A 14,844-nucleotide genomic window follows, 5' to 3' on the forward strand; every position below is an offset into this window, starting at 1 on the left:
CCTAGTCGGCGCGTCGCGGAAGGAGCCGGCGCAGGCGGCCCGTGCGCCGGGTGCGGGTGTGGTGGTCGAGTTCCTCCAGCAGGCGCTGGGAGCGCTTGTCCACCCCCAGCTCGTCCAGGACCCGGTCGATCTCGGTCAGGAGCGCGCCGTGCAACTGCCACTGGGCCGGATCCGTGCGGGCGCCCGCCAGCAGCAGGTCCGCGAGCCGGTCGCGGTGCTGCCGGGCCACGGCCAGCTCCCCGGTCAGGCGGGCCTCCGCCTCCTCCGCGTTGGCGCTGACCTGCGCGGTGATCAGCTGGGCGAAGCTCTCCACGGCGACGGCCGTGTGACGTAGCACCTGCTGGAGCGCGCTCGTGGTCTCCGGTGCGAAGAGCGGTCCGTCCGGGCGGGCCTTGGCCAGGTCGGTGAGCGTCCGGCAGGCCACACGGAGCACCACCGCGCAGATCTCCAGGGTGTCCAGGCCGGTACGCAGCACCAGCCGGAAGAGCAGGCCCTCCTTGACCCGCGGGTTGAGGCGCAGGCTGTCCTCGGCCTGCCGCAGGGCCGCGTCGACCTGCGCGATGTCGTTGTCGAGCCGGCGTGCCTCGTGCAGCCGGGCCGCGGCCTGTTCCACCCTGGCGGGTCCGAGGGGTTCCTCGCCGAGGTGGTCGAGCAGGCGGCTCATGCGCAGGGCGAGGTCGGTGATCGCGGCGCCCGCCGGGCCGACCCACACGGGCGGTGCGACGACCAGGTTGACCAGCAGCCCGACCGCCGCACCGATCAGGGTCTCCAGCACCCGGTCCCAGGCGGTGTTCGCGACCTGGGTGACTCCGAGGACGAGCATCGCGCTGATCGCGACCTCCGGGACGAACTCGTCGACCCGGACCAGATGGCCCACCACCAGCGAGGCCAGGATGAGCAGGCCGAGGCTCCACCAGGTCAGACCCACCAGCACGCTGAAACCGATCGCGATCAGGACCCCGACGACCACGGAGTTCACCCGCCGGATGCTGGTGGTCAACGTCGAGTAGAGGGTGACCTGGACGACGAGCAGCGCGGTCAGTGGCGCGGTCAGCGGGTTCGGCTCACTGCTGAGGCGGAGCGCCACGACGTAGCTGATGACGGCCGCCGCCGTGGAACGCAGGGCTTGGACGGCGACCGGCTCGCGGCGGCGCCGAGCGATGCGGGTGGCGAAACTGCTGATCGTTTCCGGCATACCTGCGCGCCTTCCCCAGGTGGCGCCGCGTGACGCGTCGCGGGCGGTTTTCCCCTCCCCGGGCACGCACACGCCTGCACTGCGCCGATCGGCCGCCCCGCCAGGCCCCGGCCGGGCGGCCTGGTTATGGTGGGGCCGCCGACCGCAGCGACGGTTCCGCCGGCTGGAAGGGCAGGCCATGGGCGTACGCGACCTCGTACCGGAAGCCGGAGACCGCGAACGGCCCGCGCCGCGCGGACCGGACTCCGCGGCCCTCGGCTGGACCGCAGGTGCGGCCGGGGTCTTCGCCCTGGTCCAACTGCTCCTGGTGGCCCCGGGCACCGGACTCGGCTGGGACGAGATCGTCTACATCAGCCAGGTGCAGTCGGGCACCCCCACCGCCTTCTTCTCCGCGCCCCGGGCCCGCGGGATCTCCTACCTCGTCGCACCCGTGGCACTGCTGACCGCGTCCACCGCCGTGCTCCGCGCCTACCTGGCGCTGCTCTCCGCCACCGGCCTCTTCCTCGCCCTGTGGGTCTGGCGCCGACTGCTCCCGCCGGCGGTACTGGGCGCCGCCGGACTGCTGTTCGCCGGCCTGTGGACCACCCTCTACTACGGGCCGCGCGCCATGCCCAACCTCTGGTGCGCGCTCGGAGCCCTGGCGGCGACCGGATGGCTGCTGCGCGCGCTGCGCCCCGGAGGCGGCCGGGCAGCCCTGCTCGCTACAGGGGCCGCGGTCGCCTTCGTCACCGTGATGCGGCCGGTCGACGGGGTGTGGCTGAGCCTCCCGCTCGTGGCGGCCGCCCTGGTCTTCGCGGGCGGGCGCCGGCTGCGGGTGGCCGCCGCGCCGGTGGCCGGGGTCGCGCTGGGGGCCCTGCCGTGGGTCGCGGAGGCGTACGGGTCCTACGGCGGCCTCGCCGCCCGGCTGGCCCGGGCCAGCGAGATCCAGGGCGGTCTGGGCTGGCACGTCGCCGTCGACGACCAGGTCCGCAGTCTGGTCGGACGGACCTTGTGCCGCCCTTGCGAAGGCCCCTGGACGCACCCGTGGACGGCGGCCTGGTGGTTCGCGCTTCCCCTGCTGGCAGCCGGCGGCGTCGTCCTCGCCCGCCGCGCGGGCCGCGGCCGGTCGGCCGCGGTGGCCGCTGGTGTCGGGCTGTGCCTGGCCCTGCCGTACCTGTTCTCCGTCGACTACGCGGCCCCCCGCTTCCTGCTGCCCGCGTACGCCGTGCTCTCCGTGCCCGTGGCGGAGTGCGTGGCCGGGTGCTTCGCCGCCGTGCGGGCCAGAGCGCTCGCTCCGGGCCGGCGCAGGGCGGCGTACGGGGTGCTGGCGGGCGCCCTCTTCGTACACACCGCCGTCCAGGGGGCCGTCCTCCACCGGGTGGACGAGCGGAGCCGGAACCAGCACCGGGTACTCACCGCGACCGGGCACGCCCTGCACCGGCTCGGCGTCCGGCCGCCCTGTGTGGTCAGCGGAGAACAGGCCATCCCCATCGCGTACTACGCCGGCTGCGCCTCACGGCAGGTGGGCGGCCACGACGCGAGCATCAGCGCGGAGCGGCTCGCGGTGCTCGGCCGCAGCCGGCCGGTCGCCGTGATCTCGGCGGGCCGCGCCCGGCCGCCCTCCTTCGCCCGCTCCTGGCCGGCCTCCCCGCTGCCCGGGGGCTACGTCGCCTGGCTCGCCCCCCGCTCACGCTGACGGCCGGCCGCCTCTGTCCTTCGGCAGAGCGGCGGATCGGCCGGAGGGTCCACGCGGTGCGGCGTTCGAACACCGATACTGGGCGTTGTGCCTTCCACCAGCCCTTTCGTCCGTCTCACCCGCCGCCGCCCGGGCGGCCCGCTCTCGCCGGGGCCGGTACTGCTGGTGGCCGAGACGGCCGGAGTGGCTGCCGCCGCCCTGGCCACCCTGGCGGGGATCCTCCGCCTGGGACCGCCGCCGCACCCGCAGTTCCAGCTGCTGGCCGTGGCCGCCGCCGTGGCCCTCTTCCCGCTGCGCCGGATCGGGCGGGCCCCCGTGCTGCTGGTCCTCGCCGTACTGGCCGGCCTGGCGCCCGGTGCCGGCCCGGTCCTGGCGGCCACCGCGTACTCGTTGGCACGCCGGACCGGTGCGGGACGCCGACGTGCCTGGGTGCTGGGTGCCTCCGCGGTGCTGGTGCTGGGCGCTGCCACGGTGACGGCGCCCTGGGTGGGGCCGGGCTCCATGCTCTACGGAGCGGCACTGGGCCTCGTACTGGCGGCCACGGCCGTGGTCGTTCCGGGGCTGGTCGGCACCGTGCAGGGGCAACAGGGCCGCCTGGTGCGGGCGCTGCGGGAGCGCGGTGACGCCGCGGAGCGGGCCCGGCGGTTCGCCGACAGCGAGGCGCGAACCCACGAGCGGTCCCGTATCGCGGCGGAGATGCACGATCTGGTGGGGCACCGGCTCAGCCTGATCTCGCTGCACGCCGGGGGCCTGGAACTGGCCCTGGAACGGGCGGCGCCCGAGCTGAGCGCGGAGGCGGTGCTCGTGCGGCGCACCACCGGCGACGCGATGCGGGAGCTGCGGCAGGCCTTGGGTGTGCTGGGACCGCTGGGCCGGGACACGGGCTTGGACGTGCTCACCGATGCGACCGGCACCCGGGCCGACATCGAGGCCCTGGTCGAGGACTCCCGCGCCGGAGGCATCACCGTACGGCTGGAGTGGCGGGGGCCGGACCTCCTGGAGCGCCCGGCCCAGGTGCGTCGCACGGTCCACCGCGTCGTGCGGGAGGCTTTGACGAACGTCCACCGCTACGCAGCTACCGCGCACACCACCGTGACGGTCGCGCACGACGACGCGACGGTGGCGGTCACCGTCCGCAACGGCGCTCCCTCCCTCCCGGCTGCCCCCGGCCCGGGCAGAGGGACCGGGCGGGGTCTGACGGGCCTGCGGGAGCGCACGGAGCTGCTGGGCGGATCGTTCACGGCGCTCCAGCTGCCGTCCGGGGGCTTCCAGGTCCACGCCGTCGTCCCCGCCGAGCCGGGCGATGCCGTGAGCGTACGGGCCGCCGGCGGCGAGAGCACCCCTTCCCCTTCCCCGGAGTTCCTCGACGCTCCCGAGCTGGCGGAGGGCATGGCGCCGGTGCACCGTACGGCGCAGTGGCTTGCGGCGGCCTGCGGCACGGTGGCGGTGTGCCTGTCGATCCTGCTCGGGGTCGGATTCGTCTACGCCACACGGCCGGACGCCGATGCCGGGCCCGCTCCGCTGCCCCGGATCGGCATGACCTACGAGCAGGTGGCGCACAGCGGTGTGCTGGACAACGCGGCGGTCCGGGCCGCGGCGACCGGGCGCGAGCCGCCCCGTCCGCCCGGCACGGACGGGTGCATCTACCCGTTCAACGGAGCCACCGAGACCCACCCCGGCGGCCTGACGATCGCCCGCTACTGCTTTGACACCACCCGGCAGCTGATCGCCATCGACCGCTTTTCCGTCCCCTCCGTCCAAGACGGCACACCTTGGGAGTCCCTGTGACCGACCCCGCGCAGCCGATCCGTGTCCTGCTCGCCGACGACGAGACGATGATCCGGGCCGGGGTGAGCCTGATCCTCCGTCACGCAGACGGCATCGACGTCGTCGCCGATGCCGCCGACGGGCGCCAGGCGGTGGAGGCGGCGGCCGTCCACCGGCCCGATGTCGTGCTGCTCGACATCAGGATGCCCGTGTGTGACGGGCTCGCCGCGATCGGTCCGCTGCTGGCCCTCGATCCGGCTCCGCGGGTGGTGATGCTGACGACCTTCGGCGACGAGGACAACGTCCTGCGGGCACTGCGTGCGGGCGCGGCGGGCTTCCTGCTCAAGGACGAGGGTCCGCAGGAACTCATCAGCGCGGTGCGGGCCGCGGCCGCCGGGGACGCCGTCCTCTCCCCGGGGGTGACCGGGACGGTGGTCACGCGCATGCTGCGGGGCGACGGAACGGCGTCGGAGGTGCCCGATCCCGAGGACCGCCGCAGGATCGACAGCCTCACGGCCCGGGAGCGCGAGGTGCTGGCGATGCTCGGCCGGGGACTGTCCAACCACGACATCGCCGAACGGCTCGGCATCGGCATCGGCACCGTCAAGACCCACGTGGGCGCGATCTTGGAGAAGTCCGGTTGCGCGAGCCGTGTGCAGGCGGCCCTCCTGGCCCACCGGGCCGGACTGGCAACCTGACGGGTCGCGGGTCGCGGGTCGCGGGTCGCGGGTCGCGGGCCGCGGGTGACGGGTGACGGGTGACGCGTGACGGGTCACGGGTCTTCCGGTTGGGCCGGGCGCCCACCCGCCGGATCGAACGGCGGCACGTCGCCTCTGCCCAAAGGCAGATGCGGGCGCGCCGAGGCTCTGTCCGAATACGGAGGCGAGGTGGGTGTTCCTCTCTTTCGGCAGAGGTCAACTCCCGCCTCCGGGACGATGTTTCCGCAGGTGAGAGCCGTGACGATGGGGATGTCTCTCCGGTCCGCGCCATCCGTGCGGGCCGCCGTACCCCCGTCGGAGTTCACATGGCACAGCTGTTCTCACCTCCCGCCCCGCACGCCGGCGAACCGGCCGCCCGGGCCACCGGCCTGACCAAGGTGTACGGGAAGGGTGAGGCCCGGGTCACCGCGCTGGACGCGGTGACCGTCGATTTCGCGCGCGGCCGGTTCACCGCCGTCATGGGTCCGTCCGGCTCCGGCAAGTCCACCCTCATGCACTGCATGGCCGGGCTGGATCCGGTCACCTCCGGCACCGCCCGTATCGGCGGCACCGAGCTGTCGTCGCTGTCGGAGAACCGGCTCACCACGCTGCGCCGGGACAAGGTGGGCTTCGTCTTCCAGGGCTTCAACCTGATGCCCACCCTGACCGCGCTGGAGAACATCACCCTGCCGTTGCGGCTGGCCGGGCGGCGGCCCGATCCGGCGTGGCTGGAGACCGTCGTCGCGACGGTGGGACTGGCCGGCCGACTGGGGCACCGTCCCGCCGAGCTGTCCGGCGGCCAGCAGCAGCGGGTCGCGGTCGCCCGGGCCCTGGCCTCACGCCCCGAGATCGTGTTCGCCGACGAGCCGACCGGCAACCTCGACTCCCGCTCGGGCTCCGAGATCCTCGGCTTCCTGCGGGACTCGGTGAGGGAACTGGGCCAGACGGTGGTGATGGTCACCCACGACCCGGCCGCGGCCGCCTACGCGGACCGGGTGATCTTCCTCGCCGACGGCCGCCTCGTCGACGAGCTGCACAACCCGACTCCCGACGCGGTGCTCGCCCGGATGCTCGCGTTCGAGGCCCCGAGCCGCACAACCTGACCCGGCTCGGGCTCAGGCTCCGGCCTGCCCCGACCCGGCCCTGACCTGCCCTGACCCGGCTCAGGCCCGGGCCTGCCCGGCCCCGGCCCGGCCCGGCCCGGCCACGCCGCCCGGGCCGCTGCCACCCCTCTCCCTCGCCCCCTCGTTCCGAAAGCTCCCCATGCTGCGAACAGCCCTGCGCAACCTCCTCGCGCACAAGGCCCGTCTTGCCATGACCGTCCTGACGGTCTGCCTAGGTGTCGCGTTCGTCTGCGGCACCCTCGTCTTCGCCGACTCCGCCGCCGCGGGCTACCGCGCCGCCGCGTCGAAGAGCTTCGCGGGCATCGCGGTCACCGTGACCGCGAAGGAATCCCCGTCGGGCCCCGCCGCGGGTCCCCGCGACGGCGTCCTCACCGACACGCTCGTACGCAAACTGGCCGAAGTACCCGGTGTCACCGCAGTCCGCCCGACTGCCGACGGCTCCGCCACCCTCGCCGCCGCGGACGGCAGCCCGCTGCGTTCCGGTACGGCCTGGGCCAACCTGGCCGGGGCCTACGTGCCCGGGCCCGACGGCAAGGACAGCCGCCACCCCCTGGCCGAGGGCCACGCCCCACGCAACAGCGACGAAGTCGCCGTGGACGCCGCCACCGCCGAAGCCGGCGGGTTCAACCTCGGCGACCCGATCTCGCTCGCCACCAACGGCCCGGTCATGACCAAGCGGCTCGTCGGCATCGTCACCACCCACGACACCCGCGTGACCGCGGGCGGCACCCTCGCCCTGTTCGACAAGGCGACCGCCCAGCAACTCTTCGCCGCCCCCGGCCAGTACACCGGCATCGACCTGACCGCGGCCCCCGGCACCAGCCAGTTCGACCTCGCCGACCGCGTCACCGCCGTACTCCCGGCCGACCGCGCCGAGGCCACCACCGCCTCCGGACAGGCCGACCAGCAGGCCGTCTACGTGAACACCCTCACCCGCGGCTACCAGAAGATCCCGACCGTCTTCGCCGGGGTCTCGCTGTTCATCGGCTCCTTCCTCATCATCAACACCTTCACGATGCTGGTGACCCGGCGCACCCGGGAGATCGCGCTGCTGCGGGCGATCGGGGCCACCCGCCGCCAAGTGGTCCGCTCCCTGCTCACCGAAGCGGCGCTGCTCGGGCTGGCCGCGTCCGTGATCGGCTTCCTCGCCGGCCTCGGCGTCGCGAGCGCCCTGCCCCACCTCCTGAGCGGTTCCGGCGGCACCCTGCCCGACTCCCCGCTGGTCATCGGCGCCCGGCCGGTCGTGGCCGCCCTCGCCGTCGGCGTGGGCGTCACCGTACTCGCCGCATGGCTGCCCTCCCGCCGCGCAGCGAGGATCGCGCCGATCGAGGCGATGCGCAGTGCACAGCAGCCCCCCTCCAGCACGAGCACCCGTGTCCGCGGCCTGGCCGGAGCGGTCCTGATGGCCGCCGGCGCGGGTCTGCTGATCTCGCTCACGGGCGCCAAGGACGCCTCGGAGGAGAACCTGCAGAGCGCGATGCTCGGCTGCGGCGTGCTCATCGCGGGCCTGATCGTCCTGGCGCCGCTGCTGGCCGGCCCGCTGATCCGTGCCCTCGGAACCCTCACCACCCGTTTCGGGATCGTCGGCCGGCTCGCCCAGGACAACGCGCTGCGCGACCCCCGGCGTACCGCAGCCACCGCCGCCGCCCTCATGGTCAGCACTGCGCTGGTCGCCGGCCTCGCCGTGATCGGCAACTCCACCGCCCAGGCCCTCGACCGGCAGGCCGCGGCCGGCCTCAGCGCCCACTACCTCATCAGCACCCGGACCGACACCGACGCCATCGACCCGGCCGCCATCGACCGTGTGACCGGCACCGCCGGCGTGGAAGCAGCCACCGCCACCGCCGACAGCACCCTGTTCATCGGCGGCCGCGTCCAGCGGATCACCGGTGTCGAACCGAACGCCCTCGACACCGCCATGAACCTCGACTTCGTCAGCGGATCCGCCAAGGACCTCGTACCCGGGCGGATCGCCGTCTCCGCCACCATCGCCCGTGAACACGGCCTGAGCACGGGCAGCCGGCTCGACGCCCGGATGGGCGCCAGCCAGGAGAGCCGCCACTACACCGTCGTGGGCGTCTACCAGGACAACCCCATCGCCCAGGACGTCCTCGGCGCACGGACCGAAGTGCAGGGCAACAGCTTCCTGCCCGGATCCGCACAACGGGTCTTCGTCCGCACCCAGCAGGGCGCCGCGAAGGACCTCGGTCAGCGGCTGCGCACCGCCGTGGGCAACAACCCGCTCCTGAAGATCCAGGACCGGGACCAGCTGGTCGCCGAGGCCGGAGCGACCGTCAGCAACCTGCTGACCCTGATGTACGGGCTGCTGGCCATCGGGGTCGTCATCGCCTCCCTCGGCATCGCGAACACCCTCGCCATGTCCGTGGCCGAGCGCACCCGCGAGATCGGCGTCCTGCGCGCCATCGGCATGCACCGCAAGGGGATCCGGCGCATGATCCGACTGGAGTCCCTGACCGTCGCCGCCTTCGGCACCACCCTGGGACTCGCCTGCGGCCTGTTCGGCGCGTGGGCCATCGGCTCGCTCGCCAACGGAGCCGTCGAACAGTACTCACTGTCCCTGCCCTGGGGCACGCTCCTCCTCGTCTGCCTGGCCTCCCTCGCCATCGGCGCGATCGCGGCCGCGGTGCCCGCCCGCCGAGCCGCTGCTCTCAACCCCCTGCAAGCCATCACCGACACCCCCTGAGGGGCCCTCGTAAATCGACAAGACGAGACGGTTCGGGCCGCAGTAGGCTGTTCGCATGTGCGTGCACTACTTCTTCCTCTGACCTGCTGCGCGATCCGGACACCGCCGTCGCGCGGCCGGTTCGTGCTGCCCCTCGCCAGGAAGCAGGTCCACGCCCACAGAGGATTCCCATGCGCTCCACCAGCCCCACTGCCCCTACATCCCCCGCTGCACCCGTCTCGCAGCTCGCCCTCAGCGAGGTCTCCAAGGCCTACGGCGACCGCGTCGTGCTCGACCAGGTCTCCTTCACCCTGCGCCCCGGCGAGAAGGCCGCCGTCATCGGCGAGAACGGTTCCGGAAAGTCGACCCTGATGCGGCTGATCGCCGGGGCCGAGGCACCCGACCACGGCCAGATCACCCGCAGTTTCCCCGGCGGCACCGGTCACCTGGCGCAGACCCTCGGTCTCGGGCCGGACCGCACCGTGCAAGACGCCGTCGACTCCGCCCTGCACGAGCTGCGGACGCTGGAGGCCCGCATCCGGGCCGCAGAGGCGGCGCTCGCCGGCGCCGGGCCCGCCGAACTCGCCGCGTACGGTGACCTGCTCACCGCGTACGAGGCCCGCGACGGCTACACGGCCGACGCCCGCACCGACGCGGCCCTGCACGGGCTCGGCATCGGGCACATCGGCCGCGAACGGGCCCTCGGCTCGCTGTCCGGCGGTGAGCAGTCCCGGCTGGCCCTCGCCTGCGTACTCGGCGCGGCCCCGGAACTGCTGCTGTTGGACGAGCCGACCAACCACCTCGACGAACCGGCCGTGGTCTGGCTGGCGGAGAGGCTCCGCGCGCACCGGGGCACGCTGGTCGTCATCACCCACGACCGCGCGTTCGTGGAGGCCGTGGCGACGACCGTGCTGGAGGTCGACCGCGACCTGCGGACCGTCACGCGGTACGGGGACGGCTGGGCGGGCTACCGTGCCGCCCGCGCCGCGGCCCGCCGGGGGCGCGAGCAGCGCCACCAGGAGTACCTCGGCGAACTCGCCCGTACGCAGCGCCTCGTAGAGGCCGCCGGGACCCGGCTGGCCGCCACCGGCAAGGACCCGAGGGAGGGTTTCGGCAAGCACCGGCGCTCGCACGAGGCCAAGCTGTCCGGGCAGGTCAGGTCGGCACGACGGCATCTGGACCAGCTGTTGCGCGAGCCGGTCGCGGCGCCGCCGGAGCCGCTCCGGTTCACCGCGCGGATCGACGAGGACGGCGGCGCCCTGCCGGAGGACAACCCGTACGTGGCGGAACTGGCCGCGGTCCGCGTCGACGGGCGTCTGGCCGTTCCGGAGCTGGCGATCGGGCCGGGAGCGCGCCTGCTGGTCTCGGGTCCCAACGGGGCCGGCAAGTCCACGCTGCTGCGGGTGCTCGCGGGCGACCTCACACCGGACCAGGGGACGGTGCGGTGCGGGACATCGGTCGGCTACCTCCCGCAGGAGGTCGCCTTCGATCCGGGCCGGCACCCACTGCTGCACGGCTTCGCGGCCGGCCGCCCCGGCGATCCGGAGGAGTACGCCGAGCAGCTCCTCGGCCTCGGCCTGTTCCGCGCGGAGGACCTGCGCGTGCCCGTGGCCGCGCTGTCGGTCGGCCAGCGCCGCCGGCTGGAGCTGGCCCGGCTCGTGACGCGCCCCGCCGGACTCCTCGTACTGGACGAGCCGACCAACCACGTGTCCCCGGCGCTGGTGGAGGAACTGGAGGAGGCCCTGGCCGCCTTCCGGGGCGCTGTGGTCGCGGTCTCCCACGACCGCCGCTTCCGCTCCGCCTTCACCGGGCCCGGCCTGGAACTCCGCGCGGGTTCCCCGGTGGCGGGCTCGGTGGAGCGCGTCTAGTGCTGTGGCCGGAAAGGGCGAGGTGCCGTGCCGGGCGGCGCGACCCGGTGAACCTTTCCGGTCACGGCACTAGGCAGGCATCCACGGGTCCGAGCCTTGTGAAGCGGACCGGCAGTCCGTATGCTCCAGTCATACGGACTGTCGGTCCGTTTTCATGCCAGCAGAACGGACCCGTGATCATGACAATCACCTCCTACCGCGACTACTGGAACCCCCTCGCCGTTCAGCGGCCCGGCGCCGACTTCGTAGGAGCGAACCGATGAGGGACCTCGCCGCCACCCTCGTCATCGGGGCCACCGGCACCACCGGCCGCCGCGTCGCCGCCGGGCTCGTCGCCGAAGGCCACCGCGTCAAGGCCGCCGCCCGGAACGCCACGCCGGTGGCCGGCGCGCAGGCTGTCCGCTTCGACTGGAACGAGCCCGCGACGTGGGGCGAGGCCCTGGACGGCGTCGACCGCGTCTACCTCGTCCCGCCCATCGGCTCCTCCGACCCGGCCGCCGTCATGCTGCCCTTCCTCCGCCAGGCCCGCGCGGCAGGCGTGCACCGGGCGGTGCTGCTCAGTTCCTCGGCGATCCCCGCGGGCGGTCCGGCGGTGGGACAGGTTCACCAGGCCGTGCCCGGCCTGTTCGAGCAGTGGGCGGTACTGCGGCCCTCCTGGTTCATGCAGAACTTCGCCGGTGTCGCGCCGCACGCGCGCAGCATCCGCGAGGACGGCGCCATCCTCACGGCCACGGGAGAAGGACGCGTGGGGTTCGTCGACGCCGAGGACATCGCCGCCGTCGCCGTACGCGCCCTGACCGACGAGCAGGCCCCCAATACCGACCTGATCCTCACCGGGCCGCAGACGTTGAGCTACGACGACGTCGCCGCGGTCATCGCGGAGGTCACCGGCCGGCCCGTGGTGCACCGGCACCTGACCTTCGAGCAGCTGCGCGACCGCTGGGCGGCCGAGATACCGCTGGAGTTCGCCACCATGCTGGCCGGCATGGACCGCGACATCGCCGACGGCGCCGAGGACCGGACCTCGGACACCGTCGAGCGACTCACCGGCCGCCGCCCGGGAACGCTCCGCGCCTTCGTCGAACGGGAGGTCCGGTGAAACGGTGACCCGGGCGCCCTCCGCCTGGCGGAAGCCCTTATCTTCGACTGGCTCGACAACACGCTCCGACCCGTCGCACGCCATGCCCTGGACAGGCCGAAGGCCAAGGAGGACCCGTGACCCAGCGGACAGAGCGCGCGGACGCCCTGCGCAACCGAGAGGCCGTCCTGGCCGCCGCCGACGCACTCTTCGCCGCCAGCAGCAGCCCGCACAGCGTGTCGATGGACGACATCGCCGCGGCCGCGGGCGTGGGCAAGGGCACCCTCTTCCGCCGCTTCGGCGACCGCGCCGGGCTGATCGGCGCCGTGATCGCCTCCCGCCTGGAACCCCTCCAGCGAGCCGTGCGCGAAGCGCAGGACGCAGCCGGGTCCTCACCGCGCCGGCGGGTGCTGGACCTCCTCGACGCCTCGCTGTGCTTCAAGATCGAGAACCGGCACCTGATGTCGGCCGCGGAGGACGCCGGGCTCAGCAGCCCCTACCGGGCCGAGCACTACGGCTGGTGGCACGGCAGCCTCCGCACGGCACTGGAGGAGGTGCCCGGTCTCCACGACGCGGACTTCACCGCCCACGCACTGCTGGCCGCCATCCGCGCCGACCTCGTCGCACACCTGATCGACGACCGGAAGATGACACCCGAAGGCCTGCGCTCCTCGCTCGCGGCCCACATCGACCACGTCCTCGGCGGCAGCCCCGGACCACCCGGCATTCACAACGAGGGGTGAGCGCCGGCTGCCGGGGGCCGGCCGGTGAGGCCGGCGGGCGGCCGGGGAGGGCGCACGGGGTTCAGGAGAGCCAGTCGGTGAAGCGGGTGGGGGCGAGGTGGGCGTTCTTGTCGGTGAGGACGTCCCCCTTGATTGCGGCGAACATGCCGGCGGTGGGGTCGGTGACGACCTTGCGGCCGTCGGCCCGGTGGGCGAGGGCGATCTTGCCCAGCTCGTCCAGGGGGAAGACGTCGGGGCCGCCGATGTTGCGAATGCCCTCCAGGGGGGTGCCGGCGGCGACTTCCGCCACCGCGTCGGCCACGTCCTTGGCGGCGATCGGCTGGATCGGCGTGGCGGGCAGCCGGACGGTGTCGCCGTCGGTGGTCCAGGACAGGATCGCGTCGACGAACTCCATGAACTGCGTCGCGCGGACGATGGAGTAGGGGATCGGTCCGGCTGTGAGCAGGTTCTCCTGGAGCGTCTTGGCCTGGTAATAGGGCAGTTCGGGCACCTGGTCCACGCCGACGATGGACAGCGCGACCAAGTGGCGGACGCCCGCCTTCTGACCCTCGGCGAGGAGGTTTTCCATCGAGGTCCGGAAGAACGCCGGAGAGGCTTCGTCGAAGGTCGGGGAATTCGTCAGGTTGACGATGACGTCGATCCCCACCATCGCCTCCGCCAGTCCCTGCCCGCTGATGACGTCCGTTCCGGTGGACAGCGAGTGCGGTACCGCCTCGTGCCCGGCGGCGTTCAGCTTCGCGACGACCTGCGAACCGATCAGCCCGGTACCACCCATGACCGCGAACTTCATGACATGCCCTCCGTGGGTCGGTGGATCCGAAATTTTGCACACGAAGCCCCTCGGGGACGTGCACTGAACTCGGACATGTTCTATCCGAGACTATACTCGGATGTGTGTTGTCCGAGTCAAATCCGTCTGGTGGGAGAGTGCCCGAGTGAAGATGTCCGGCGGCGTCGAGTGGGCCCTGCATTGCTGCGTCGTGCTGACGTCGGTCGAGGGGCCCGTTCCCGCGACCCGGCTGGCGCAGCTGCACGACGTCTCGTCGAGCTATCTGGCCAAGCAGCTGCAAGCGCTCTCCCGCGCCGGGCTCGTGCGTTCGGTCCAGGGCAAGGCGGGCGGCTACGTGCTCACCCGGGACCCCGTCTCGATCTCCGTGCTCGACGTGGTCGAAGCGGTCGACGGTCCCGGCCCGGCCTTCGTCTGCACGGAGATCCGTCAGAGGGGTCCGATGGCCGCCCCGGCCGAGTCGTGCACCGCCCCCTGCGCCATAGCCCGCGCGATGGCCGGGGCGGAGACGGCCTGGCGGGAGGCCCTGCGGGCCGTCTCGATCGCCGATCTGGTCAAGGACGTGGGCACGGGCTCCGGTCCCCGCGCACTGGCCGACATCGGTGCGTGGCTGACGGCGCCCGATGCCTGAGGGGTCCGGACCGCGGGAGCGCCACCCGTACCGCGGGATCCGGGCACCGGAGTCCTTCCGCCTGGAACGGGGCTCGACGGGATTTCGCCACGCCGACGACCCGCCGCTGCCGGCTGTCGGGCCCCAGACCTGCCGTGCCGCGTGGCACGCCGCAGCCCGGGCCGCCTGCGGGAAGGTCGGGGACTTCACGGAACAGAGGGATCCGCAGAACTTCCACAGCGCCACGATCAACGACCGGGACGGGACACACCTCGCGCTGTTCCACGCCCACTACGCGCTGATCGCCTTCGTGGAGGGACGGCGAGACGAGTACACCGACGAGTTCCTCGCTCCCCCCGCATGGGCGGCCACCCTCACCGACTTCGGCTTCACCACCCTGGACGCGCCGCTGCTCCGGTCACCGCTTTCCGGGGCGGACACCTCGGCCCTCTCCCAGCTGGAGCGGAAACAGATCAGGTACTGGCAGCCGGAGACCATCGGCGCGGTCCTCTTCAACTCGTGGGACTGATGGCCGTCCTGAACCCGTGCGGGTGACCCTCGCCGCCTGCGCGGCCCGCACCCAGCCCGCCTCGGCGGCGGACGTCCGCCGCCGAGG

The 14,844-nt window shown here is 73.4% G+C and carries 12 protein-coding genes; 10 read left to right on the plus strand and 2 right to left on the minus strand.

Features of this window, described 5'->3' with window-relative positions; genetic code table 11:
* Window position 1 precedes the first annotated feature (1 nt).
* Window positions 2-1,195 carry an aromatic acid exporter family protein gene (locus tag AB0D94_RS34020; RefSeq protein WP_362060366.1) on the minus strand — a complete coding sequence of 398 codons (1,194 nt, stop codon included), beginning with the start codon at window positions 1,193-1,195 and terminating at the stop codon, window positions 2-4.
* Between the two features lie 178 nt (window positions 1,196-1,373).
* Here AB0D94_RS34020 and AB0D94_RS34025 point away from each other — a divergent pair, with 178 nt between their 5' ends.
* The 8 genes from AB0D94_RS34025 to AB0D94_RS34060 all read left to right on the plus strand — a co-directional run bounded on the left by AB0D94_RS34025 (window position 1,374) and on the right by AB0D94_RS34060 (window position 12,831).
* Window positions 1,374-2,870, plus strand: coding sequence for a hypothetical protein (locus tag AB0D94_RS34025; RefSeq protein WP_362060369.1), 1,497 nt, complete (start codon window positions 1,374-1,376; stop codon window positions 2,868-2,870).
* A gap of 87 nt (window positions 2,871-2,957) precedes the next feature.
* Window positions 2,958-4,658, plus strand: coding sequence for a histidine kinase (locus AB0D94_RS34030; RefSeq protein ID WP_362060372.1), 1,701 nt, complete (start codon window positions 2,958-2,960; stop codon window positions 4,656-4,658).
* A complete protein-coding gene (locus AB0D94_RS34035; protein WP_362060375.1) occupies window positions 4,655-5,335 on the plus strand; it encodes a response regulator transcription factor in 681 nt (226 codons plus the stop codon). Before AB0D94_RS34030 ends, AB0D94_RS34035 begins: the two co-directional genes overlap by 4 nt.
* Before the next feature lie 326 nt (window positions 5,336-5,661).
* Complete coding sequence (locus tag AB0D94_RS34040) at window positions 5,662-6,438, plus strand: ABC transporter ATP-binding protein (RefSeq protein WP_362060378.1); 777 nt, start codon at window positions 5,662-5,664, stop codon at window positions 6,436-6,438.
* A gap of 160 nt (window positions 6,439-6,598) precedes the next feature.
* Entirely contained in the window at window positions 6,599-9,163 is a 2,565-nt protein-coding gene (locus tag AB0D94_RS34045) for an FtsX-like permease family protein (protein ID WP_362060381.1), read from the plus strand.
* A 170-nt stretch (window positions 9,164-9,333) separates the two neighbouring features.
* On the plus strand, window positions 9,334-11,010 hold the full coding sequence (gene abc-f, locus AB0D94_RS34050; protein ID WP_362060384.1) for a ribosomal protection-like ABC-F family protein: 1,677 nt from the start codon (window positions 9,334-9,336) through the stop codon (window positions 11,008-11,010).
* A gap of 259 nt (window positions 11,011-11,269) precedes the next feature.
* Complete coding sequence (locus AB0D94_RS34055; RefSeq protein ID WP_362060387.1) at window positions 11,270-12,109, plus strand: NmrA family NAD(P)-binding protein; 840 nt, start codon at window positions 11,270-11,272, stop codon at window positions 12,107-12,109.
* A gap of 116 nt (window positions 12,110-12,225) precedes the next feature.
* The gene (locus tag AB0D94_RS34060; RefSeq protein ID WP_362060390.1) at window positions 12,226-12,831 is read left to right on the plus strand and encodes a TetR/AcrR family transcriptional regulator; all 606 of its coding nucleotides are present in this window, start codon (window positions 12,226-12,228) and stop codon (window positions 12,829-12,831) included.
* Between the two features lie 61 nt (window positions 12,832-12,892).
* Here AB0D94_RS34060 and AB0D94_RS34065 read toward each other — a convergent pair whose 3' ends face one another.
* The gene (locus AB0D94_RS34065) at window positions 12,893-13,621 is read right to left on the minus strand and encodes an NAD(P)H-binding protein (protein WP_362060393.1); all 729 of its coding nucleotides are present in this window, start codon (window positions 13,619-13,621) and stop codon (window positions 12,893-12,895) included.
* A 151-nt stretch (window positions 13,622-13,772) separates the two neighbouring features.
* Between AB0D94_RS34065 and AB0D94_RS34070 the strand changes: the two genes are divergently transcribed.
* Together AB0D94_RS34070 and AB0D94_RS34075 are read left to right on the plus strand one after the other, a co-directional pair.
* Entirely contained in the window at window positions 13,773-14,249 is a 477-nt protein-coding gene (locus AB0D94_RS34070; RefSeq protein WP_362060399.1) for an Rrf2 family transcriptional regulator, read from the plus strand.
* The gene (locus AB0D94_RS34075; protein ID WP_362060396.1) at window positions 14,242-14,757 is read left to right on the plus strand and encodes a hypothetical protein; all 516 of its coding nucleotides are present in this window, start codon (window positions 14,242-14,244) and stop codon (window positions 14,755-14,757) included. The genes AB0D94_RS34070 and AB0D94_RS34075 overlap by 8 nt, the downstream gene beginning before the upstream one ends.
* Window positions 14,758-14,844: the final 87 nt, after the last annotated feature.

The organism is Streptomyces sp. NPDC048255 (assembly GCF_040652415.1).
Classification (GTDB): domain Bacteria; phylum Actinomycetota; class Actinomycetes; order Streptomycetales; family Streptomycetaceae; genus Streptomyces.

Bases quoted from the DNA above. Each gene is read 5' to 3' on its own strand.
- AB0D94_RS34020 (WP_362060366.1), bottom strand. From the start codon at position 1,195: ATGCCGGAAACGATCAGCAGTTTCGCCACCCGCATCGCTCGGCGCCGC.
- AB0D94_RS34025 (WP_362060369.1), top strand. From the start codon at position 1,374: ATGGGCGTACGCGACCTCGTACCGGAAGCCGGAGACCGCGAACGGCCC.
- AB0D94_RS34040 (WP_362060378.1), top strand. From the start codon at position 5,662: ATGGCACAGCTGTTCTCACCTCCCGCCCCGCACGCCGGCGAACCGGCC.
- AB0D94_RS34045 (WP_362060381.1), top strand. From the start codon at position 6,599: ATGCTGCGAACAGCCCTGCGCAACCTCCTCGCGCACAAGGCCCGTCTT.
- abc-f (WP_362060384.1), top strand. From the start codon at position 9,334: ATGCGCTCCACCAGCCCCACTGCCCCTACATCCCCCGCTGCACCCGTC.
- AB0D94_RS34055 (WP_362060387.1), top strand. From the start codon at position 11,270: ATGAGGGACCTCGCCGCCACCCTCGTCATCGGGGCCACCGGCACCACC.
- AB0D94_RS34065 (WP_362060393.1), bottom strand. From the start codon at position 13,621: ATGAAGTTCGCGGTCATGGGTGGTACCGGGCTGATCGGTTCGCAGGTC.
- AB0D94_RS34070 (WP_362060399.1), top strand. From the start codon at position 13,773: ATGTCCGGCGGCGTCGAGTGGGCCCTGCATTGCTGCGTCGTGCTGACG.
- AB0D94_RS34075 (WP_362060396.1), top strand. From the start codon at position 14,242: ATGCCTGAGGGGTCCGGACCGCGGGAGCGCCACCCGTACCGCGGGATC.